This is a genomic window from Pseudomonas kitaguniensis (assembly GCF_009296165.1).
Taxonomy (GTDB): Bacteria; Pseudomonadota; Gammaproteobacteria; order Pseudomonadales; family Pseudomonadaceae; genus Aquipseudomonas; species Aquipseudomonas kitaguniensis.
Map to the genome: position 1 here is coordinate 34534 of NZ_VUAZ01000019.1, position 22307 is coordinate 56840.

Annotated in this window: 17 protein-coding genes; 9 read left to right on the forward strand and 8 right to left on the reverse strand. The window is 60.3% G+C overall.

Features of this window, described 5'->3' with window-relative positions:
• Nucleotides 1–133 precede the first annotated feature (133 nt).
• The 4 genes from xdhA to guaD all read left to right on the forward strand — a co-directional run bounded on the left by xdhA (nt 134) and on the right by guaD (nt 6260).
• Nucleotides 134–1582: a xanthine dehydrogenase small subunit gene (gene xdhA / locus F0169_RS03855; protein WP_172979320.1), complete on the forward strand. Its 1449-nt coding sequence runs from the start codon at nt 134–136 to the stop codon at nt 1580–1582.
• Nucleotides 1575–3974 carry a xanthine dehydrogenase molybdopterin binding subunit gene (gene xdhB / locus F0169_RS03860; RefSeq protein ID WP_152745646.1) on the forward strand — a complete coding sequence of 800 codons (2400 nt, stop codon included), beginning with the start codon at nt 1575–1577 and terminating at the stop codon, nt 3972–3974. The genes xdhA and xdhB overlap by 8 nt, the downstream gene beginning before the upstream one ends.
• Before the next feature lie 122 nt (nt 3975–4096).
• Nucleotides 4097–4948, forward strand: a complete 852-nt coding sequence (xdhC, locus tag F0169_RS03865) for a xanthine dehydrogenase accessory protein XdhC (RefSeq protein WP_152745648.1) — start codon at nt 4097–4099, stop codon at nt 4946–4948.
• Nucleotides 4949–4955: 7 nt separating this feature from the next.
• A complete protein-coding gene (gene guaD, locus F0169_RS03870; protein WP_152745650.1) occupies nt 4956–6260 on the forward strand; it encodes a guanine deaminase in 1305 nt (434 codons plus the stop codon).
• A gap of 140 nt (nt 6261–6400) precedes the next feature.
• Here the strand turns inward: guaD and F0169_RS03875 are convergent, their stop codons facing one another.
• Complete coding sequence (locus tag F0169_RS03875) at nt 6401–7165, reverse strand: GntR family transcriptional regulator (protein ID WP_058412252.1); 765 nt, start codon at nt 7163–7165, stop codon at nt 6401–6403.
• 226 nt (nt 7166–7391) lie between these two features.
• Between F0169_RS03875 and F0169_RS03880 the strand changes: the two genes are divergently transcribed.
• Nucleotides 7392–8582: a benzoate/H(+) symporter BenE family transporter gene (locus tag F0169_RS03880; RefSeq protein ID WP_152745652.1), complete on the forward strand. Its 1191-nt coding sequence runs from the start codon at nt 7392–7394 to the stop codon at nt 8580–8582.
• Nucleotides 8583–8616: 34 nt separating this feature from the next.
• Here F0169_RS03880 and F0169_RS03885 read toward each other — a convergent pair whose 3' ends face one another.
• A complete protein-coding gene (locus tag F0169_RS03885) occupies nt 8617–8961 on the reverse strand; it encodes a YggL family protein (RefSeq protein WP_010208515.1) in 345 nt (114 codons plus the stop codon).
• A 237-nt stretch (nt 8962–9198) separates the two neighbouring features.
• On the opposite strand from F0169_RS03885, the gene dacB reads away from it, so the two are divergent.
• A complete protein-coding gene (gene dacB, locus F0169_RS03890; RefSeq protein WP_152745654.1) occupies nt 9199–10689 on the forward strand; it encodes a D-alanyl-D-alanine carboxypeptidase/D-alanyl-D-alanine endopeptidase in 1491 nt (496 codons plus the stop codon).
• A 150-nt stretch (nt 10690–10839) separates the two neighbouring features.
• Here dacB and F0169_RS03895 read toward each other — a convergent pair whose 3' ends face one another.
• Both F0169_RS03895 and rlmKL read right to left on the reverse strand, forming a co-directional pair.
• The gene (locus F0169_RS03895; RefSeq protein WP_152745656.1) at nt 10840–13224 is read right to left on the reverse strand and encodes a sensor domain-containing diguanylate cyclase; all 2385 of its coding nucleotides are present in this window, start codon (nt 13222–13224) and stop codon (nt 10840–10842) included.
• Between the two features lie 138 nt (nt 13225–13362).
• Complete coding sequence (rlmKL, locus tag F0169_RS03900) at nt 13363–15633, reverse strand: bifunctional 23S rRNA (guanine(2069)-N(7))-methyltransferase RlmK/23S rRNA (guanine(2445)-N(2))-methyltransferase RlmL (RefSeq protein ID WP_152745658.1); 2271 nt, start codon at nt 15631–15633, stop codon at nt 13363–13365.
• 529 nt (nt 15634–16162) lie between these two features.
• Here rlmKL and rmf point away from each other — a divergent pair.
• Nucleotides 16163–16378 (forward strand): ribosome modulation factor, encoded by a 216-nt coding sequence (rmf, locus tag F0169_RS03910; protein WP_002553055.1) that lies wholly within the window; start codon nt 16163–16165, stop codon nt 16376–16378.
• A 132-nt stretch (nt 16379–16510) separates the two neighbouring features.
• Here rmf and F0169_RS03915 read toward each other — a convergent pair whose 3' ends face one another.
• The 4 genes from F0169_RS03915 to sctC form a co-directional block, all read right to left on the reverse strand.
• Nucleotides 16511–17536 (reverse strand): quinone-dependent dihydroorotate dehydrogenase, encoded by a 1026-nt coding sequence (locus F0169_RS03915; protein ID WP_152745660.1) that lies wholly within the window; start codon nt 17534–17536, stop codon nt 16511–16513.
• A gap of 86 nt (nt 17537–17622) precedes the next feature.
• Nucleotides 17623–18078, reverse strand: a complete 456-nt coding sequence (locus F0169_RS03920) for a transglycosylase SLT domain-containing protein (RefSeq protein ID WP_058412258.1) — start codon at nt 18076–18078, stop codon at nt 17623–17625.
• A complete protein-coding gene (locus F0169_RS03925) occupies nt 18071–18472 on the reverse strand; it encodes a winged helix-turn-helix domain-containing protein (RefSeq protein WP_058412259.1) in 402 nt (133 codons plus the stop codon). The genes F0169_RS03920 and F0169_RS03925 overlap by 8 nt, the downstream gene beginning before the upstream one ends.
• Nucleotides 18473–18685: 213 nt before the next feature.
• Nucleotides 18686–20188 (reverse strand): type III secretion system outer membrane ring subunit SctC, encoded by a 1503-nt coding sequence (gene sctC, locus F0169_RS03930; RefSeq protein WP_425274274.1) that lies wholly within the window; start codon nt 20186–20188, stop codon nt 18686–18688.
• A 246-nt stretch (nt 20189–20434) separates the two neighbouring features.
• Here sctC and F0169_RS03935 point away from each other — a divergent pair, with 246 nt between their 5' ends.
• Complete coding sequence (locus tag F0169_RS03935) at nt 20435–21661, forward strand: CmpA/NrtA family ABC transporter substrate-binding protein (protein ID WP_058412260.1); 1227 nt, start codon at nt 20435–20437, stop codon at nt 21659–21661.
• Between the two features lie 13 nt (nt 21662–21674).
• A complete protein-coding gene (locus F0169_RS03940) occupies nt 21675–22250 on the forward strand; it encodes an ANTAR domain-containing response regulator (protein WP_058412261.1) in 576 nt (191 codons plus the stop codon).
• Nucleotides 22251–22307: the final 57 nt, after the last annotated feature.

Sequence of the window (22307 nt, forward strand, 5' to 3'; positions counted from 1 at the left end):
CTGGGCTTTAATTAAAGGTGTTGTGATCGCAATTTCTTGACCCTTAGGTCAGAAACTCATTGACCGAAAAGTCAGACATGACTAGATTCGGCGCAATGCGGTTTACAACAATAATGACTCTGTGAGGCCTTCCGTGATCCAGTTTTTACTTAACCAGGAACTCCGTAGCGAGCACGCCCTGGACCCGAACCTCACCGTGCTCAACTATTTGCGCGAACACGTGGGCAAACCCGGGACCAAGGAAGGCTGCGCCAGCGGCGATTGCGGCGCGTGCACCGTGGTAGTCGGCGAGCTGCACAGCGACGCGCAAGGCACCGAGCAGATTCGTTATCGCAGCCTCAACTCCTGCCTGACGTTTGTGTCGTCATTGCACGGCAAACAACTGATCAGCGTCGAAGACCTCAAACATCAAGGCCAACTGCACAGCGTTCAGCAAGCCATGGTCGAGTGCCACGGCTCGCAATGCGGTTTTTGCACGCCAGGTTTTGTGATGTCGCTGTTTGCCCTGCAAAAAAACAGCGATGCCCCCGACAGCCAAAAAGCCCATGAAGCGCTGGCCGGCAACCTGTGCCGCTGCACTGGCTATCGGCCGATTCTGGCGGCCGCCGAACGGGCCTGCTGCAACAAGCCCCACGACCAGTTCGACAGCCGTGAGGCGCAGACCATTGCTCGCCTCAAAGCCATCGCGCCAACCCACACCGGCGAACTCAACAGCGGTGACAAGCGCTGCCTGGTGCCGTTGACCGTCGCCGACCTGGCCGACCTTTACGACGCTTACCCGCAAGCACGGCTACTCGCTGGCGGGACGGATTTGGCACTCGAAGTGACGCAGTTTCACCGCAGCTTGCCGGTGATGATCTACGTCGGCAACATCGAGGAGATGAAGCGCATCGAGTCGTTTGACGACCGTCTGGAAATCGGCGCCGCCACCGCGCTGTCTGATTGCTACAGCGCGCTGCACCACGAATACGCGGATTTTGGCGAGCTGTTGCAGCGCTTCGCCTCGCTGCAAATACGCAACCAGGGCACCTTGGGCGGCAACATCGGCAACGCATCGCCGATTGGTGATTCGCCGCCGTTGCTGATCGCGCTGGGCGCGCAAATCGTGCTGTGCAAAGGCACTGCGCGCCGCAGCCTGGCGCTGGAAGACTACTTTGTCGACTACCGGGTCACCGCGCGCCAAGACAGCGAGTTCATCGAGAAGATCATCGTGCCCAAGGGCCATACCTTGTTTCGCGCCTACAAGGTTTCCAAGCGCCTGGACGATGATATTTCTGCGGTGTGCGCGGCCTTCAACCTGAAGCTTGAGAACGGCGTGATCCGCGAGGCGCGTGTTGCCTTCGGCGGTATGGCCGCCACGCCCAAACGCGCTAAAAACTGCGAGGCGGTGCTGGTCGGCGCCACGTGGAATTGCGCCACCGTAGAAAAAGCCTGCGCCGCCCTGGCCGAGGATTTCACCCCGCTGTCAGACTTTCGCGCGAGCAAGGAATACCGCCTGCTCAGCGCGCAAAACCTGCTGCGCAAATACTTCATCGAACTGCAAACGCCGCACATCGAGACTCGGGTGACCGCTTATGTCTAACCATCACGTCGTGGTAAAAACCCAGGCCGAACTCGCCGAGCTGTTTGCCCAGGACCTGACCTCCGGCGTCGGCCGCAGCGTCAAGCATGACAGCGCCGCCAAACACGTCAGCGGCGAAGCGCAGTACATCGATGACCGCCTGGAATTCCCTAATCAGTTGCACCTGTATGCGCGTATGTCCGACCGCGCCCACGCCAGAATCATCAGCATCGACACCGCGCCCTGCTATGCGTTTGACGGCGTGCGCATTGCTATCACGCACGCAGACGTGCCGGGCCTGAAAGACATCGGCCCGCTGTTGCCCGGCGACCCGTTGCTGGCCATCGACACGGTGCAATTCGTCGGCCAAGTGGTGCTGGCGGTTGCCGCCCGCGACCTCGAAACCGCACGCAAAGCCGCGATGGCCGCGGTGATCGAATACGAAGACCTGGAGCCGGTGCTGGACGTGGTCGAGGCGTTTCGCAACAAGCATTTCGTGCTCGACAGCCACACCCACCAACGCGGTGATTCGGCGGGCGCGCTGGCCACGGCGAAGAACCGCCTGCAGGGCACGTTGCACATCGGCGGCCAGGAACACTTTTACCTGGAGACGCAGATTTCGTCGGTGATGCCCACCGAAGACGGCGGCATGATCGTCTACTGCTCCACGCAAAACCCCACCGAAGTGCAGAAGCTGGTGGCCGAAGTGCTCGACGTGTCGATGAACAAAATCGTCGTCGACATGCGCCGCATGGGCGGCGGTTTCGGCGGCAAAGAAACCCAGGCGGCCAGCCCCACGTGCCTGTGCGCGGTGGTCGCGCGCCTCACCGGCCAGCCGACCAAAATGCGCCTGCAGCGTGTCGAAGACATGCTGATGACCGGCAAGCGCCACCCCTTCTATATTGAATACGATGTGGGCTTTGACGACAGCGGCCGCCTGCACGGTATTAACCTGGAATTGGCAGGTAACTGCGGCTGCTCGCCGGACCTGTCGAACTCGATTGTCGACCGCGCAATGTTCCACGCCGACAACGCGTATTACCTGGGCGACGCCACCGTCAACGGCCATCGCTGCAAGACCAACACCGCCTCCAACACCGCTTACCGCGGCTTCGGCGGCCCGCAGGGCATGGTCGCCATTGAAGAAGTGATGGACGCCATCGCCCGCCACTTGGGCCTGGACCCGCTGGCCGTGCGCAAGGCCAATTACTACGGCAAGACCGAGCGCAACGTCACCCATTACTACCAGACCGTCGAGCACAACATGCTCGAAGAAATGACCGCCGAGCTTGAGGCCAGCAGCCAATACGCCGAGCGCCGTGAGGCGATTCGCTTGTACAACGCGCACAGCCCGATCCTGAAAAAAGGCCTGGCGCTGACCCCGGTTAAATTCGGCATTTCGTTCACCGCAAGCTTCCTCAATCAGGCGGGTGCGCTGATTCATATCTACACCGACGGCAGCATCCACCTCAACCACGGCGGCACCGAGATGGGCCAGGGGTTGAACACCAAGGTTGCGCAGGTGGTGGCCGAAGTGTTCCAGGTTGACATCGACCGCGTGCAGATCACTGCGACCAACACCGACAAAGTGCCCAACACCTCGCCGACCGCTGCGTCCAGCGGCGCCGACCTGAACGGCAAGGCCGCGCAGAACGCCGCCGAAACCATCAAGCAACGCCTGGTGGAATTCGCCGCGCGCAAGTACGACGTGAGTGAAGCGGAGGTGCAATTTCGCAACGGCCATGTGCGCGTGCGTGAGCAGATCCTGACGTTTGAGGCGCTGATTCAGCAGGCGTATTTCGGTCAGGTGTCGCTGTCGAGTACCGGCTTCTACAAAACCCCGAAGATCTTCTACGACCGCAGCCAGGCGCGTGGTCGGCCGTTCTATTATTTTGCGTTCGGTGCGGCCTGTTGCGAGGTGATCGTCGACACCCTGACGGGCGAGTACAAGATGCTGCGCACCGACATCCTCCACGATGTGGGCGCCTCGCTGAACCCGGCCATCGACATCGGCCAGGTCGAGGGCGGCTTTATTCAGGGCATGGGCTGGCTGACCATGGAAGAGCTGGTGTGGAACAACAAAGGCAAGTTGATGACCAACGGGCCGGCCAGCTACAAGATCCCGGCCGTTGCGGACATGCCGCTGGATTTGCGCGTGAAGCTGGTGGAAAACCGCAAGAACCCGGAAGACACGGTGTTCCATTCCAAGGCGGTCGGCGAGCCTCCGTTTATGCTCGGCATTGCCTCGTGGTGTGCGATCAAGGACGCCGTGGCGAGCTTGGGCGACTATCGGCATCAGCCCAATATCGACGCGCCAGCCACGCCCGAGCGGGTGTTGTGGGGGTGCGAGCAGATGCGCCAATTGACGGTGGCGAAGGTGGTTGAGGCTGATACCGAGATGGCGTCGCTTTAGATCGAGGCGCCACCCTCGGGGGCAAGCCCCCTCCCACACTGGAATGTACTCGCAGCTCTAAATGTGGGAGGGGGCTTGCTCCCGATGACGGCCGAACTGACAACAGAAATGTTGAGGTAAACATGAACAACTGGATCAGCGCCCTTGCCGACCTGCAAAACCAGGGTGAGCCCTGCGTACTGGTAACCATCATCGAGGAGCTCGGCTCGACGCCGCGCAATGCCGGTTCGAAGATCGTTATCAGCGCCGCGCAGACCTTCGACACCATCGGTGGTGGGCACCTGGAATACAAGGCGATGCAGATCGCCCGGGACATGCTCGTGCGCGGCCAACAGAATACCCATCTCGAACGTTTCAGCCTCGGCGCAAGCCTGGGCCAATGCTGCGGCGGCGTGACCGTGCTGCTGTTCGAACCGATGGGCCAGGTGCAGGCGCAGATCGCCGTGTTTGGCGCAGGCCATGTCGGCCGCGCGCTGGTGCCGCTGCTGGCCAGCCTGCCGTGCCGGGTACGCTGGATCGATTCGCGTGATCAGGAGTTTCCGCAACATATCCCGCAAGGCGTGCGTAAAATCGTCAGCGAAGACCCGGTCGACGAAATTGCCGACTTGCCCGTGGGCAGTTACTGCATCGTCATGACCCACAATCACGCGCTGGACCTGGAACTGACCGCCGCCCTGCTCAAGCGCAATGACTTTACCTACTTCGGCCTGATCGGCTCGAAGACCAAACGGGTCAAGTTCGAACACCGCCTGCGTGATCGCGGCTTCGACACCGCACACATGCAACGCATGCGTTGCCCCATGGGCCTCAGCGAGGTCAAGGGCAAATTGCCGGAGGAGATTGCGATCTCTATCGCCGGCGAAATCATCGCCACCTATAACGCGAATTTCGGCCAGCACACTGCGAGCGCCGAACCGATTGCCAAACTGCTGCCGGCTTCACGCCGCAGCCAAGCTTCTGTTGCCAAGTATTGAGATAACCATGCCTTTGACTCGCAAAGCCTACCGAGCCGCCATCCTGCACAGCATCGCCGACCCTGCCGAGGTGGGCGTCGACGCTTCTTATGAGTATTTTGAAGACGGCCTGCTGGTGATCGATAACGGCCAGATCAGCGCCTTGGGCCACGCCAGTGACTTACTGGCGAGCCTGCCCGCCGACGTCACGGTGACGCATTACCCGGATGCACTGATCACCCCCGGCCTGATCGACACGCACATCCACCTGCCGCAAACCGGCATGATCGGCGCCTATGGCGAGCAGTTGCTGGACTGGCTCAACACCTACACGTTCCCGTGTGAAAGCCAGTTCGCCGACACGGCCCATGCCGAAGAAGTCGCCGATATTTTCATCAAGGAACTGCTGCGCAACGGCACCACCACCGCGCTGGTGTTTGGCAGTGTGCACCCGCAGTCGGTGGAGGCGTTTTTTGAAGCGGCGCAAAAACTCGACCTGCGCATGATCGCCGGCAAGGTGATGATGGACCGCAACGCGCCGGACTATTTGACCGACACCGCCGAAACCGGCTACCAGCAAAGCAAGGCGCTGATCGAGCGCTGGCACGGCAAAGGCCGCCTGCACTATGCGGTGACGCCGCGCTTTGCACCGACCAGCACACCTGCGCAGTTGGCGCTGGCCGGGCAACTGCTCGGCGAGTATCCGGGCTTGTATATGCAGACGCACATCAGTGAGAACACCCAGGAAGTCGAATGGGTGAAGGAGCTGTTCCCGGAGCGCAGCGGCTATCTGGATGTGTACGACCACTACCAATTGCTCGGTGAACGCTCGGTGTTCGCCCACGGCGTGCACCTGTGTGATGACGAGTGCGCACGGTTGGCGCAAACCGGTTCAGCGGTGGCGTTCTGCCCGACCTCGAACCTGTTCCTCGGCAGTGGTTTGTTCAACCTGCCGATGGCCGAGAAACACAAGTTGAACGTGGGCCTGGGCACGGACGTCGGCGGCGGCACCAGCTTCTCGCTCCTGCAAACGCTGAACGAAGCGTACAAGGTCATGCAGTTGCAGGGCGCACGGTTGAGCCCATTCAAGTCGCTGTACCTGGCGACGCTGGGCGGTGCACGGGCGCTGCGTTTGGAAGACAAGATCGGCACGTTGCAGCCGGGCACCGACGCGGACTTTTTAGTGCTGGACTACAACGCGACGCCGCTGCTCAGCTATCGCTTGAAGCAGGCGAACAGCATTGCCGAAACCTTGTTTGTGTTGATGACGCTGGGGGATGACCGGGCGATTCTGCAGACCTACGCGGCTGGCAATCTCGTGCATCAACGCTGATCTAAAGCACACCGAGAAACAAATGTGGGAGCGGGCTTGCTCGCGAATACGCAGTGTCAGTCACCAGATGCATTGACTGATCTACCGCATTCGCGAGCAAGCCCGCTCCCACATTTCTTGGCCCTGGTGAGTCAGGGAAATTACAGTTTTACTGAGGAGCGCCCTGGCTTTTTGGTCTGCAACAGGTGCGAGAACACCGCGTGCAAATCATCCGACGCGCTTTCCTCATCGAGGTTGAGTTTGCTGTCGATGTGATCCATGTGGTGCATCATCAGGTTCACCGCCAGCACCGCATCCCGCGCTTCGATCGCATCGATCAACTGGGTGTGTTCATCGTAGGAACAGTGCGAGCGGTTGCCGCTTTCGTACTGGGCGATGATCAACGAAGTTTGCGACACCAGGCTGCGCTGGAAGCTGATCAGCGGTGCGTTTTTTGCCGCTTCTGCCAACTTCAAATGGAATTCGCCGGAGAGGCGGATACCGGCACCGCGATCGCCACGCGAGAAGCTGTCGCGCTCGTCGTTGACCATCTGGCGCAACTCGGCCAACTGCTCGGCGGTGGCGTGCTGCACCGCCAACTCCGTGATCGCCCGCTCGACCAGACGCCGGGCCAGGAATACCTGACGCGCTTCTTCGACACTCGGGCTGGCCACTACCGCGCCGCGATTGGGCCGCAGCAACACCACGCCTTCATGGGCCAGGCGCGACAGCGCTCGGCGAATGATGGTGCGGCTGACGCCAAAGATTTCGCCCAGTGCCTCTTCACTCAATTTGGTTCCGGGTGCCAGGCGCTGCTCAAGGATTGCCTCGAAGATATGCGCGTAGACGATGTCGTCCTGGGTTCCGGTGCGACCGACCTTGCCGGCTCGCGGTTGTTTCTTGAGAGGTTGCAACTGTTCGTTCATGGGCACTCGGGTTTGGAGAACGGCGGCGAATTAACGGTAATACGGCAACGGCGAGCCGCTGGCAAGTATCACCTAAAAACACGGCATATTGTACACAACCGAATGCGCCAACACACTGTACGGCTGTTTGCGGCCCCGGCTGTATTGCAATGGCTCGTTGCGTTTAAGTTTAGGCTTGAATCTGCGCCTTCACCGGCAAACACCCTGGTAAAAGGAACACCGCCCCATGACCGACGCCACCCAAGCGCCTTTGCGCCCGCTGGCCGACACCTCTGCGTCGGCCGTTGTCGCAGGCTTTATTGCGATGATGACCGGTTACACCAGTTCGCTGGTGCTGATGTTCCAGGCCGGTCAAGCCGCCGGGCTGACCACGGCGCAGATTTCCTCGTGGATCTGGGCCATCTCCATCGGCATGGCGGTGTGCAGCATCGGCCTGTCGCTGCGCTATCGCACGCCGATCACCATTGCGTGGTCGACGCCGGGCGCGGCGCTGTTGATCACAAGCCTAGGCGGCGTGAGTTACGGCGAGGCGATTGGCGCCTACATCACCTGCGCAGTGCTGGTGACGCTCTGCGGGCTGACCGGCAGTTTTGAAAAGCTCGTCAAGCGCATTCCGGCATCGCTGGCGGCGGCCTTGCTGGCGGGCATTCTGTTCAAGATCGGCAGCGAGATTTTCGTCGCCGCCCAACATCGCACCGGGCTGGTGCTGGGGATGTTTTTTACTTACCTGATCATCAAGCGCCTGTCGCCGCGTTATGCGGTGCTGGCTGCGCTGGTGATCGGCAGCGTGCTGTCGGGCTTGATGGGGCTGCTGGATTTCAGCCACTTTCACCTGGAAGTGGCAACGCCGGTATGGACCACGCCGCACTTCTCGCTGGCGGCAACCATCAGCATCGGCATCCCGCTGTTCGTGGTGGCGATGACCTCGCAGAACATGCCCGGCGTCGCCGTGTTGCGCGCCGACGGCTACACCGTGCCCGCCTCGCCATTGATCACAGTGACGGGTCTGGCCTCGTTGGTGCTCGCACCCTTCGGCTCCCACGGGATCAATTTAGCAGCGATCAGTGCAGCCATCTGCACCGGGCCGCATGCCCATGAAGACCGCAACAAGCGCTACACCGCTGCCGTGTGGTGCGGGGTGTTCTACGGCATTGCCGGGGTATTTGGCGCGACCTTGGCGGCATTGTTTGCAGCCTTGCCCAAGGAGCTGGTGCTGTCGATTGCGGCGCTGGCGTTGTTTGGCTCGATCATCAATGGCTTGAGCATCGCCATGAATGAGCCGAAGGAACGCGAAGCGGCGCTGATCACCTTTATGGTCACTGCGTCAGGCTTGACGTTGTTTTCTATCGGGTCGGCATTTTGGGGGATTGTGGCGGGCGTGTTGACGCTGCTGATTTTGAACGGGCGCAAGGCATAAAAAACGCGACCCGAGGGTCGCCGTTTTTTCAGTATCACTTAGCCGCGTTGATCGGCTTTTCCGGATACCACACGTCCAGCAACGGGCTGACTTCAGCCTTGGTCAGCTCGGAACGGGTTTTCAGCCAAGCTTCAACAGCAGCACGCTGCTCTTCGGAGACCGAGCCACGCTTCTGCAGGCAAACCAGACCGTAGTCGTCGCCGCCGACATAGCCCAGACCGTTGGCTTCCATGGCTTCTTTGATGAATGCTTCGAGGAAAGCGTCGATAGCTTCTTCACTCAGGCCTTCTTTGAAGTCCAGGTTCAGTTCGAAACCCAGCTCTTGAAATTCATCAACGCACAGTTTTTTGCGCAGACGCTGGGAACGGTTAGTCGCCATTGGAACAATCCTCATAAGTAATAACGGGCGGCACTTTAGCAGTTTAAGGTGACGATTGCCCGACTCTCTAAGACAGGCGGCCAATAGCCGCTAAAAAAAACGCTGATTTGCAGCTATCGTTCAGCTACAACTGGCTCCACCTTGGGGCATAATGCCGACACTTTCGTGACCAATGAGGGATTTTCTTACATACCCCTCGCCTTTTTTCGCCCTTTCCGCTGCAGGGTCTTATTCCTTATGATCAAATCGTTGCGTTGCCTTTCTTTACGTCCTCAGTCTTTTCGTTCAGCACTACTCGCCAGCTTTCTCCTGCCACTGGCCTTTTCCGTGACTGCCGCGCCGATCAATACCACCCTGCCGCCGAATGTTCAGCAGGCCCTGCAGAAGGCCAAAATACCCAATACCTCGCTGTCGCTGGTGATGTTGCCCCTCACCGGCCCCGGCACGCCGACCGTGTTCAACGCCGATGTTTCGGTGAACCCGGCCTCTACCATGAAACTGGTCACCACTTACGCGGCCCTGGAAATGCTCGGCCCCAACCACCAGTGGAAAACCGAGTTCTACACCGACGGCACCCTCAGCGGTGGCGTGTTGCACGGCAACCTGTACCTCAAGGGCGGCGGCGACCCCAAGCTGAACATGGAAAAACTCTGGCTGTTGATGCGCGACCTGCGCGCCAACGGCGTGCAGCAAGTCACCGGCGACCTGGTGCTGGACCGCAGCTTCTTCAACCCGCCGCAATTGCCCGAATTCAATGACGACGGCAACGATGAGAACAAACCGTTCCTGGTCAAGCCGGATGCCCTGTTGGTCAACCTCAAGGCCCTGCGCTTTGTCACCCGTAATGACGCGGGCCGAGTGATCGTGTCGGTCGAGCCACCGATTGCGAGCATTCGCATCGACAACCAGGTAAAAGTGTCCAACGCCAAGCAGTGCACCGGCGACGTGCGCTACAGCCCGGTAACCGCCGCCGATGGCAGCGTTACCGTGACCGTCAGCGGGCAGTTGGGCGATGGTTGCAGTTCGCAGACCTACTTGTCGCTGCTCGACCACGCCACCTACACCGCCGGCGCCGTGCGCGCGATCTGGAAAGAATTGGGCGGCACCATTCAGGGCCGTGACATTCAGGCGCCAGTGCCCAAGGACGCCAAGGTGCTGGCCCGTGCGTTTTCGCCGGACCTGGCGGAAATCATCCGCGACATCAATAAATACAGTAACAACACCATGGCCCAGCAGTTGTTCCTGAGCCTCGGCGCGCAGTTTCGCAACGATGCCGACGGCGACGACGCCAAGGCGGCGCAACGTGTGGTGCGCCAGTGGTTGGCGAAAAAGGGCATTACTGCGCCGCACCTGGTGATGGAGAACGGCTCTGGCCTGTCCCGCGCCGAACGGGTCAGCGCGCGCGAGATGGCCGCGATGCTGCAGGCTGCGTGGAGAGGCCCGTATGCGGCGGAATACATCAGCTCGCTGCCGATTGCAGGCACCGACGGCACGATGCGCAAGCGTCTGAAAACTACCGCCATGCGTGGGGAAGCTCACGTTAAAACGGGCACCCTGAACACAGTGCGCGCTATTTCCGGGTTTAGTCGCGACAACAATGGGAACAGCTGGGTAGTGGTTGCGATCCTCAACGATTCGAAGCCTTGGGGCGCCTCGTCGGTGCTGGATCAGGTGCTGCTGGACTTGTATCGCCAGCCGAAGCTGACGGCGGCTGCGCCGGTGCTCTAGATCGAGTGCGCATAGGTTATTTGGATAAAGCAGCAAAAGCTGCCTTTGTGGGAGCGGGCTTGCTCGCGATAGCGCTGTGTCAGTTGAAAAATATTTATCTGACACACCGCTATCGCGAGCAAGCCCGCTCCCACATTTGAAATGTGACCATCACACACGCAATTGCTCCGCCTCAACCCGGTCCCTGCCCGACTGTTTGGCCGCATACACCGCCGAGTCCGCGCGCAGCAACAGTTCGTCGATGCCTTCATCCCCGCGCCAACTGGCCACCCCAAAACTGGCGGTCACGCGCGCAACGGACTCCATCGGTGCACTGCGCAGCGACTGCCACAACTCCATCGCCAGGTTGTGCGCCTGATCGCCACTGGTCTGGGGGCACAGCACCACGAATTCTTCGCCACCCAAGCGACAGAACACATCGGTGCGACGCAGACGCTGGCCAATGCGCTTGCACACTTCCTGCAAAACAGCATCCCCCACCGCGTGCCCATACTGGTCGTTGATGCGCTTGAAGTGATCGATATCGAGCATGATCAATGACAATGCCCCTGATAATCGGTTGAGCCTGACCATCTCGGCCCTGAGACGATCCTGGAAGTAGCGCCGGTTGTGGATGCCCGTCAGCGAGTCGGTAATGGAGAGCGCACGCAGCTCTTCCTCGACCCGCTTGAGATCGGAAATATCCGACACGTAACCGTGCCACAACGTGCCGCCTCCGGCTAATTCTTCCGGTGTGGCCTCGCCGCGAATCCAGCGCAGGCCGCGTTGCGGTAACAGCACGCGGTACTCTTCACGCCAATGGCTCAACTGCAGCGCCGACAAACGAATCGACTCGCGCACCCGTTCCAGGTCCAGCGGGTGGATGCGTTGGAAAACCCTGTTCGCGTCCTGCTGCAACACCCCTGGATCGATTTCATAAATATCGCGCATGCCATCGCTGGCGTAGATAAAACGCGCGCTGCCCTTGGGCTCCAGGATGAACTGGAAGATGCCACCGGGTACGTGGGAGCTGAGCTTTTTGAGCAAGCGGTCGCGTGCTGCGAGCGCCTCGTAGGCGCGCTTTTGCTCGGTGATGTCGAGGTAAATCGCCAAGTGCCCGACCCACAGGCCAAAGTCATCGAGTAACACGGTAGCGAGCATGTTGACCGTCAAATGACTGCCATCCTGACGCACCAGCGTCCACTCTCGCGCCTCATGCTGGGCGTCCGGGCTCTCCACCAGCATCGCCTGGCTCGGTGGGATGCGCTTGCCCATGGTCACTCTCAAACTGGCCGCGTGCGCGTCGAGTTCAGCGCTCAGGTGCAGGCTCTCCAGGGTCATGCGCCCCAATACCTGTTCGGACTTGAACCCAAGCATCTGCTCGGCACCGGCATTGAACGTATTGATCACGCCGCGCAGGTCCGTGGCGATGATCGCGACCTGAGTGGCGGCGTTCAGCATGCTGCGCAACTGCCCATGCGCCCCGCGCAACTCCTTCTCGCGCTGGCGCAATTCTACGGTGCGTTGCTCGACCATCTTTAACGCGCGCTGGCGCTGGCTGACCAACACGTACAGCAACACGCTGAGCAGCAGACTGAGAAGCCCGCCCATGGCCAAAATCATGCTCACCGAGGAGTGATTGGCCTGATCGAAAATGTGGCTGGTACGCAATGTCAGCGCGTACACATGATCGCCGAGGGTCAGGCGGCGCACGGCGTTCAGGTCGCTGATGCCAACTGCATTGCTGGACGCGAACAACACGTGCGGCTGGCTGCCGGAGGTGTCGTCGATTTGCATCACCAGGTTGTCCCGATTCGGCTTGGGCAAACCGTCGGCGACCAGTTGGCGCATGCTGATCACCGCCATGACAAACCCGAAAGGCTCGGTATCAGTTGGCTTGCTGACCGGCGCCACCAGCAATACGCCGGCGGCATAGGCCGGCTCAACCCCCACCAGCTGCATGGGCTGGGACACCGCAGGCTTGCCACTTTGTTGCGCACGCTCGAGGGTCGAACGCCGCAGCGGCTGCGCCAGCAAGTCAAAACCCAATGGCGAGCCCAGCAAGCTTTGGGTCTGGCTGTACAACACCGGCACATACTCATCCCGCTCGGCCGCAGGCGCCAAATCACCCGACGCGTTCAGTTCACGGATGACGAAGGGTGCGCCGCGTTGGCGCGCGATGTCTTGTTCAAACCGGCTGCGTTGATCGCGAAATACCCGCGGTGCCCAGGCGTAGGCGCGGGCGTGCAATAACAGGGGTTGGGCGAAACCGTCAAACTCTGCGCTGGACACCTCATCGGAGTTGGCGAAAAACCGCTGCAGGCTGGCCAGGCGTTGCTCCTGGTCTTCGAAGCGTTCTTGAAGGCGGGTGTAACGCTCGTTGACCAACAACTGGAAACGTTGGCGAACCTGTTGCTGATAGAGGTCGGCGGCCGCCCAGGCGATGATCGAGGTCAGCGCGCACCCTGCCGATAACACCACCAATGCAACCAGCCAAGCCGATGCCTGCTCACTGATAAAGCCAAGGATTTTAGGGCGAACGGCTTGCATTGGCATAGGCAACACTCACAACGCCAGCGTGCGGGAGGGCCACTTTGGCTAGGCCTTAGTTATAGCCATCGGCCCAACATTTGACCAGCGTAAAAAAGCCGCAAGCCCTGAATATTCCGGGGTTGCGGCTTTTGGCTACGGCGATCAGCGAGCGGTGATTTTCCAGGCCCGATGGATCTTCGCGTTACGCGCAAAATCCGGGTCCAGGGTCTTGTCGCTGATTTCCTCAACCGCGTAACGTTCGCTGAGGTTGTCCTCAAGCACGAACTTGCGGAAGTTGTTCGAGAAGTACAGCACGCCGCCCGGTGCCAACCGGGCCATGGCCAGGTCGAGCAATTGCACATGGTCGCGCTGCACATCGAAGATGCCTTCCATGCGCTTGGAGTTGGAGAACGTCGGCGGGTCGATGAAGATCAGGTCGAACTCATCGCGGCTGGCTTCCAGCCATGCCATCACATCACCCTGCTCCAGACGGTTTTTGTCAGAGAAACCGTTGAGCGAGAAGTTGCGACGCGCCCAGTCCAGGTAAGTCTTCGACAAGTCGACGCTGGTGGTGCTGCGCGCGCCGCCCTTGGCGGCGTGCACGCTGGCGGTGGCGGTGTAGCAATACAGGTTGAGGAACCGCTTGCCGGCGGCTTCTTTCTGGATGCGCATGCGCATCGGGCGGTGATCCAGAAACAGGCCGGTGTCCAGGTAGTCGGTGAGGTTGACCAGCAGCTTCACGCCACCTTCGCTGACCTCAGTGAACTTGCCCTGCGCGCTCTGGCGCTCGTATTGCTTGGTGCCGCTTTGACGCTCACGACGCTTGACCACCACGCGGCTCTTGTCGACGTTCAGCGCCTGCGGAATCGCCGCCAAAGCATCGAACATACGCGCGGAGGCTTTTTCCGGGTCGATGGATTTAGGCGCGGCGTATTCCTGCACATGCACCCAATCGTGGTAGAGGTCGATGGCCATCGAGTATTCCGGCATGTCGGCATCGTACACACGGTAGCAGTCCACGCCTTCGCGCTTGGCCCATTTGCCGAGCAGCTTCAGGTTCTTCTGCAAGCGGTTGGCGAACATCTGCCCGCCTTCGCTCAGGCGCGCCTGTTCAACCACGGGCGCAGGCGCCGGAGCGGGTTTGATCGGGTTGCCGTTCTTGTTGTACTGGCGCTCTTGCGGCTCGGTCGGGGCCTGGTCGTAAGCCGCTTGCTCACGCTCGGCCTGACGTTGCTCCGGCGTGCGGCGCTCGCCGGTCACGAACTGGTCCGGGTTGACCTTGATCAGCAGCAATTTGCACGGCAAGGCGCCGTTCCAGAACGAATACTGTTTGTGGCTGCGAATGCCCATGCGCTTGCCGAGGTCCGGCGCGCCGGTGAACACCGCCGCGTCCCAGCCCATGCAGGCCTGGCGCAGGCGCTCACCGAGGTTCTGGTAGAGATACAACAGGCTGGCTTCGTCACCCAAACGCTCGCCGTAGGGTGGGTTGCAGATCACCAGGCCCTTCTGGTTCTGGTCAGGGCGCGGCTCGAAGGTGCCGACTTCGCCCTGGTACACCTTGATCCAGTGGCTTAAGCCGGCGCGTTCGATGTTGTTGCGTGCCGGTTGAATCAAACGCGGGTCGGCTTCATAGCCACGCACCCACAACGGCGCTTTGTTCATGCCGATAGCGGCACGTTCAGACGCCTCGGTGTGCAGCTTCTTCCACAGTGCCGGGACGTGGCCGAGCCAGGTGGTGAAACCCCACAGTTCACGGTTGAGGTTGGGCGCCATGTCGGCGGCAATCATCGCGCCTTCCACCAGGAAGGTGCCCACGCCGCACATCGGGTCGGTCAGCGCGCCGCCTTCGGCAGCAATACGTGGCCAGCCGGCACGAATCAGAATCGCCGCCGCGAGGTTTTCTTTCAACGGCGCGGCGCCCTGCTGCAAGCGGTAGCCGCGCTGGTGCAGGCTGTGGCCAGAGAGGTCGAGGGAGAGGATTGCTTCGCCGCGGTCCAGGCGCAAATGGATGCGCAGGTCCGGGTTGATCTTGTCGATGGACGGGCGTTCGCCGGTGGGCGTGCGCAGCTTGTCGACGATTGCATCCTTGACCTTCAGCGCGCCGAAGTGGGTGTTGTCGATGCCCGAGCCGTGGCCACTGAACTCCACCGCCAGCGAACCGTCGGCAACCATGTGGTCTGCCCATTCGATGTCCAGCACGCCGTGGTAAAGGTCTTCGGCGTCTTTCATCGGAAAGCGCTTGAGCACCAGCAACACGCGGTTCGCCAGGCGCGACCAGAGGCACAGGCGGTAGGCGGTTTCCATGTCGGCCATGCCGCGCACGGCCGAGGTGTGCTCGCGGGCTTCCTCAAGGCCAAGCCCGATGGCTTCCTCGATCAGCAGGCCTTCGAGGCCCTTGGGGCAGGTGAGGAAGAGTTCAAAACGGTCCGACATGGGCAATCCAGGCTTTTCAGCAATAAATGAACGGGCGACGCATCGCCGGCTCGGTTTTCAATCAAGCACTTTTCTTGAAGAGTGCTCGCGTGGCACGAATGTGCCTTTCCACCCCGGCTGCCGGGCCTTCAGGCCTTGAATGCAGGGGCAGATCAATAATTGATGCAACAAAAAGAAATATTCCGACCCTTCGTCGAATAATAACCGACTGCAACGGGCGGACATTCTCACTAACAGGTGAAACCCATCCTGTTTGCAGGGCACATCATAGCTGGGTTTACCTGATAATTGGGGCGAAAAGCCATCCCAGCTTATGGCTATAGCATCGTTATCGTTACGTGCTTATGACAAAACGATCATTGAATCCATGTGACCTATTGGTTAGAACTCAACACAGGTCAGCGCCGTAACGGCACTGACACATAGGCTCGCCACGCCGGCAGCGAGCCCACCAACGGCAGAAAACTCTGCCTGGCCTCGCACGAGGCCGAAGGATATCAAGACAGTCAACAAGTGAGGGAAACACCCTATGAGAAGACTTAAGCGTGATCCGTTGGAAAGAGCATTTTTACGCGGATACCAGTATGGCGTTCATGGCAAATCCCGTGAGCTTTGCCCATTTACTCTACCGTCGGTACGCCAAGCCTGGATCAACGGCTGGCGAGAAGGACGCGGCGACAATTGGGACGGTATGACCGGCACTGCGGGAATCCACAGACTCAACGAACTTCACGCCGTCGGCTAACACAGGGCATTTAATCCGACATACCAGCTTGAATACCACGTGACGACTTAACCACGCACGCCCCATCCGGGCGGCGGGCTTCGGCCCAGGGGCTCCTTTATGGAGCCCTTTTTAATGGGTAACGCGCACGCCTCAGGCCTTGGGCAACGCCGCAATCGCATCCACCGCCTGGCGAATCAGCGCCGGGCCTTTGTAGATGAAGCCCGAGTAGAGCTGCACCAGGCTTGCGCCAGCAGCGATTTTCTCGGCCGCGTGCTTGCCCTCGGTGATGCCGCCGACCGCGATGATCGGCAAACGCCCCGCCAGTTCAGCGGCGAGTACCTTGACGATGTGGGTGCTTTTGTCGCGTACCGGTGCGCCCGACAGCCCGCCCGCTTGATCGGCCTGCGCCAGCCCTTCAACGCCGACACGGCTGAGGGTGGTGTTGGTCGCGATCACCGCGTCCATGCCCGAATCCACCAGGGCCTGGGCAACCAGCACGGTTTCTTCATCGCTCATGTCCGGCGCAATCTTGATGGCCAGCGGCACGTGTTTGCCATGGCGAGCCGCCAACGCTTGTTGACGCTGACGCAAGGCTTCGAGCAACTGCTTAAGCGAATCGCCGAACTGCAGGCTGCGCAGGCCCGGGGTATTCGGCGAGCTGACGTTAACCGTGACGTAGCTGGCGTGCGCGTAAACCTTGTCCAGGCAGATCAGGTAATCATCCACCGCGCGCTCTACCGGGGTGTCGAAATTCTTGCCGATATTGATACCGAGGATGCCTGTGTACTTCGCCGCTTGAACACGCGACAGCAAATGGTCAACGCCCAGGTTGTTGAAGCCCATGCGGTTAATGATTGCCTCGGCTTCCGGCAAGCGAAAAATGCGTGGCTTGGGGTTACCCGGTTGTGGCCGGGGCGTCACGGTGCCCACTTCGACAAACCCGAAGCCCAGTTGCGCAAAACCGTCGATGGCCGTGCCGTTCTTGTCCAGGCCAGCCGCCAACCCGACCGGGTTCGGAAAATCGAGCCCCATCACCGACACCGGCAGTTTTACCGGCGCCTTGCATACCAGGCCATTAAGCCCCAGGCGGCCACCGGCACCGATCAGGTCCAGGGACAGATCGTGCGAGGTTTCCGGGGAGAGTTTGAACAACAACTGGCGGGCCAAGGTATACATGGGCGGGCGAGACTCGGATGGCGGCAAAAGGTGGCGCCGATTATAGCCGGGGTGGCGCGCCAGGTGCGAGGTGCGCCGCCCAATCGTCAGTGGCGCTGCGCAACCAACGCCTCATACCGAGCCCATATTTTTTCGGCATAACGCATGCGCAACGTCTCACGCTCAGGCGACCCGCCTGCGTTGTAGGAGCCCACGGCGGTCCAGTTGTAGCCGAAACGCTGAATGAACTCGGCAAGGATCGAGGCCGCCACTTCGACTGACAAACACGGCTCACTCAACAGTCGGTCTTCGGTAATCCCCAGCTTAAGCAGACGCGGCAGATGCATGCTGTTGATCTGCATCAGGCCAATATCCCGCGAGCCATCGGTGTTGCTGTGGTTCATCGCTTCTGTGCGGTAACCCGATTCCACGGCGGCGATGGCCTGCAGCAACTCCGGCTCGATGTCGTAGCGGCTGGCTACCTCATCCCAGCAACTGGCCCAAGCCTGATGGCTGCCCATCATTACGCACAGCAGCAAGCCTTGGCTCAGAAGCTTAATCATGGGTCACCTGGCCACAGGCCGAACAAACGTGCCGCACGACCGCGCGTTCGGGATTGCGCGGTTCGTGACCCTCTGTGTGTACGGCACAGGTAAAGCGATAACCCTGGCCATAGATGGTCTTGATAAACCCTTTGTCTTGCTTGAGGTACTTGCGCAACGCATAGATGCAGCGGGTGAGCGACTCTTCTGCGACCTCGCCACGCGGCCAGACCAACTCAAGCAAACGATCCTTGGTGATCAATGCCCCCTCGGCGCCCAGCAGCAGCCGCAGCACATGCCACTCTTTGGGCGGCAATTGAATATCGACGCTTTCGCCGGTCAAGCGGCCATCGCTCTGCAAGGTCCAGCCCGCAAACACCCGTGAGGCCGCAAGCGCTTCATTCACGAGGGTCATACACACCTCTGCATCCGACTACTGACATTGAATTCCTTGTTTCCAAAAACGGCCGATACGGCAACATCACGACTATAAAAACCTGAGTCGCCAACAACGTTAGGAAAAAACCCATTTGATCGAGGCATTTGGCATGCACTGCGTAGGACTTTTCGCAGTCATGCGCAGCAAGCGCTCAGGCAAGCGTCAAGATGTGCGCTTAATCGGGCTATTTCATTCAGCGTCCTCACGGTTTTCACGCACAAACGCGCGCTCCACGCGCTCATGTTGGCTCTGAGTCAGCGGTGGCGGGCCGACGGCGCCGGCCAACATCTTGGTGTCGAGCCCTACCGCACGCGCCTGGATCACAAATAGCCGTACCTGCGCACGTCGGCCGCGCGCGCTCGCTTCGTCGTCACGTCGAAAACCGCCCAGCCATAGACGCTTGCCCTGAGGCACGCGCACCACCGTGCTGATACCGACTCGCCCCACCCCGCCTGCCGCACCGGGCCTGAGTTTGCTGTCGAGCTGACGGTCATCCTTCAGGGTCAGGAGCATTTCGATTTGATTCGATTCAACAAAACGCGCAAGCACACTGGCATCAGTGCCATACCGCACGGGCTGCCAGTCTCGGTCATCGTCCCCGGAGCCTTGCAGGTAAAACGTATGGTTGTCCTGGAAAACCGCCGGAACGTTTTCCTCTGTGAGCACCGCGGGGAACGCGGTCACCCTGGCTTTACGGCGACGCTCCAGCGCACCGAGCTGCAGCATCAAGCGCTTGTCGTCGAGAGGTTCCAGCACGCGCGTCGGCGACGGCGAATCGTTGCTGCCCTGAGCCCAGGCCGCGTCGATTTTCTGGAGTTCGTCGCGGTCTACGTCTAACTGCCACAACGACACTTCAACCGGCCGCTTGGGTGTGTCGAGCGCCTCTACCAGCGCTTCAATCGCTGCCACCTGGGCAGGTTTGCCCTTGACCAACAAGCTGTTGGAGTCAGGGTAGGCCATCACCAACAGGCTCTTGTCGGCCAGTAAACTCACGGGGCGCTGCGCGCCATTCTTCTGCTCGATGGCCAGCACGGCGTCGATCATCGAGGCCATGCCCGACACAGTGACCTTTTCGTCACCCATGGCGTACTGACGGTCGGCCACATGGGTATTGAACACCTGCACCACACCGAAGGTCTGCGCACCCACGCGCACCTCGCGCGGTTGCTTGTCCATCAGTTGGGCCAGGTGCAGTACCTGGTCCACATAATCAGGTGGCCCCGACACATAGAACGTGCGCGCACCGCTCTCGCGCAAGGGGAAGCGTGATTCATCCAGCCCCGATCGGCGCATGAACCCTCGCAGCCTGTCGACCGAAATATGCCGCAGTGCCACCGCAGAGCTTTTCGCTTCGCCTGCGTCATAGAGATAAAACACTTGCCCGTTGCTGTACCAGATCAGCCCTTGCTGCTGCGCAACCGCCTCAAGCGTGAGCTGCGGCGCCGCCAGATCGAAGGCCCCCGAAATGCGTTTACGCGCGACTTCGCGGCTGACCACCACGGGCAAGCCCAACGGCACCGACAGCGCAGTAAAAAAGGTGTGCAAGCTTTCATCCCGCGCCAGGTAGCTGTCCCCTTGGGCATGAACATTTGCTGACAACAATGCGAGGCACATCAACCAGAAATGCAACCAGAAATGCAACCTGTGATGCAGCCAGTGGTGGCGCATCATGGCCGGGGAATCGATAGACACCATGGGGTTCCTGGCAGTCTGGCGTAAAGAGGCGGCCATACTGAAAGGCAGACGCGTTTGAATCTTGATGGAAAGCTGACGGAAGACTGCGCCTGTCTGCGCGTGGCATGTGCCTTGCTACGAACTCCGCATAAGCGCGCACCAACGTCGGAGCGTGCCTACCGACAAAGGCGTCGTTATCCTGCAATGGCCTGTAGCGCCATCCCGGGAAACGACGCTTTTTTTTGACAGATAAGGTAGGTGTTGATGAACGATTCGGTCGACAACAGCCCGGTGAACAATCCGCTGGCTTGGGTAAATGGCAGTGACGCTCCGGAAAAGAGCAGCCTCGACCTGGGCTTCATGGCGCTGACCGACTGCGCCTCACTGGTGGTGGCCGCGACCCAAGGCTTCGCCCAACCGTTCGGTCTGACCTTGAACCTCAAGCGCCAATCATCGTGGGCCAACCTGCGCGACAAGCTGGTCAGCGGTGAACTGGACGCGGCGCAAAGCCTGTATGGGCTGGTTTATGCGGTGCATTTGGGCATTGGCGGCGTTGCGCCTACCGACATGGCCGTGCTGATGGGGCTCAACCAAAACGGCCAGAGCATCAACCTGTCAAACAGCCTGCAGCAGCAGGGGGTGGTCACTCCTGAGGCACTCGATCGCCACGTGCACCAAAGCCGTACAAAACTGACTTTCGCTCAAACATTCCCCACTGGCACGCACGCCATGTGGCTGTATTACTGGCTGGCAAGCCAAGGCATTCATCCATTGCTGGATGTGAACAGCGTGGTGGTGCCGCCGCCGCAGATGGTCGCGCACCTGCAAGCGGGGCGCATCGATGGCTTCTGTGCCGGCGAACCGTGGTGCGCCAGTGCGGTAAAACACAACCAGGGGTTTACCCTGGCAACCACACAGGCGATCTGGCCGGACCATCCGGAAAAAGTCCTCGGCTGCACTCAGGCCTTTGTCGACCAATACCCCAATACCGCACGCGTGCTGGTGATGGCGGTACTTGAAGCCAGCCGTTTTATCGAACAAAGCCAGGAAAACCGCCGTTCTACCGCGCAGTTGTTGAGCGCCCGCGAATACCTCGACGCACCGCTCGATTGCATCGAGCCGCGCTTGCTGGGTGCCTATGATGACGGTCTGGGCAACCAATGGCAGGACCCGCATGCATTGCGCTTTTTCGGTGATGGCGAGGTGAACCTGCCCTACCTGTCAGACGGCATGTGGTTCATGACTCAGTTCCGGCGCTGGGGTTTGCTGCGCGAAGACCCGGACTACGTGGGCATCGCCCGTAAGGTGCAGCAATTGGACCTGTACCGCCAGGCCGCCAACGCCGTTGGCGTGCCAGCAAACAGCCAGGACCTGCGCAGCAGCCAATTGATCGACGGCAAAATCTGGAACGGCTCTGACCCCGCCGCCTACGCCCGCAGCTTCCGCTTGCATGCGATGGTGGACGATTCCAGCCGCCAAGCGCTGCGCTGACAGGACGACCGATATGTTGCGAATACTGTTGATCAACGACACCCCGCGCAAGGTCGGCCGCCTCAAGGCTGCGCTGACAGAGGCCGGGTTTGAGGTGATCGATGAGTCCGGCCTGACCATCGACCTGCCCGCGCGCGTCGAAACAGTGCGCCCGGACGTGATTCTGATCGATACCGAGTCACCAGGCCGCGATGTGATGGAGCAAGTGGTGCTGGTGAGCCGCGACCAACCACGGCCAATCGTGATGTTTACCGACGAACACGACCCCAGCGTAATGCGCCAGGCGATCAAGTCCGGCGTCAGCGCGTATATCGTCGAAGGCATCCAGGCCCAGCGCCTGCAACCGATCCTTGATGTGGCCATGGCCCGCTTTGAAAGCGACCAGTCGTTGCGCGCGCAGCTGCACGCACGCGACCAGCAGTTGGCCGAACGTAAACGCATCGAGCTGGCCAAAGGCATGCTGATGAAAATGAAGCACTGCAATGAGGAAGAGGCCTACACCCTGATGCGCCGCCAGGCAATGAGCCGCCAACAGAAGCTGATCCAGGTGGCGGAGCAGATCATCGCAATGAGCGAGTTGCTCGGCTGAACAACCGGCCGCGTTGGCGCAGGACTTGCTAAGCATTCATTACAGGTAACCAACGGC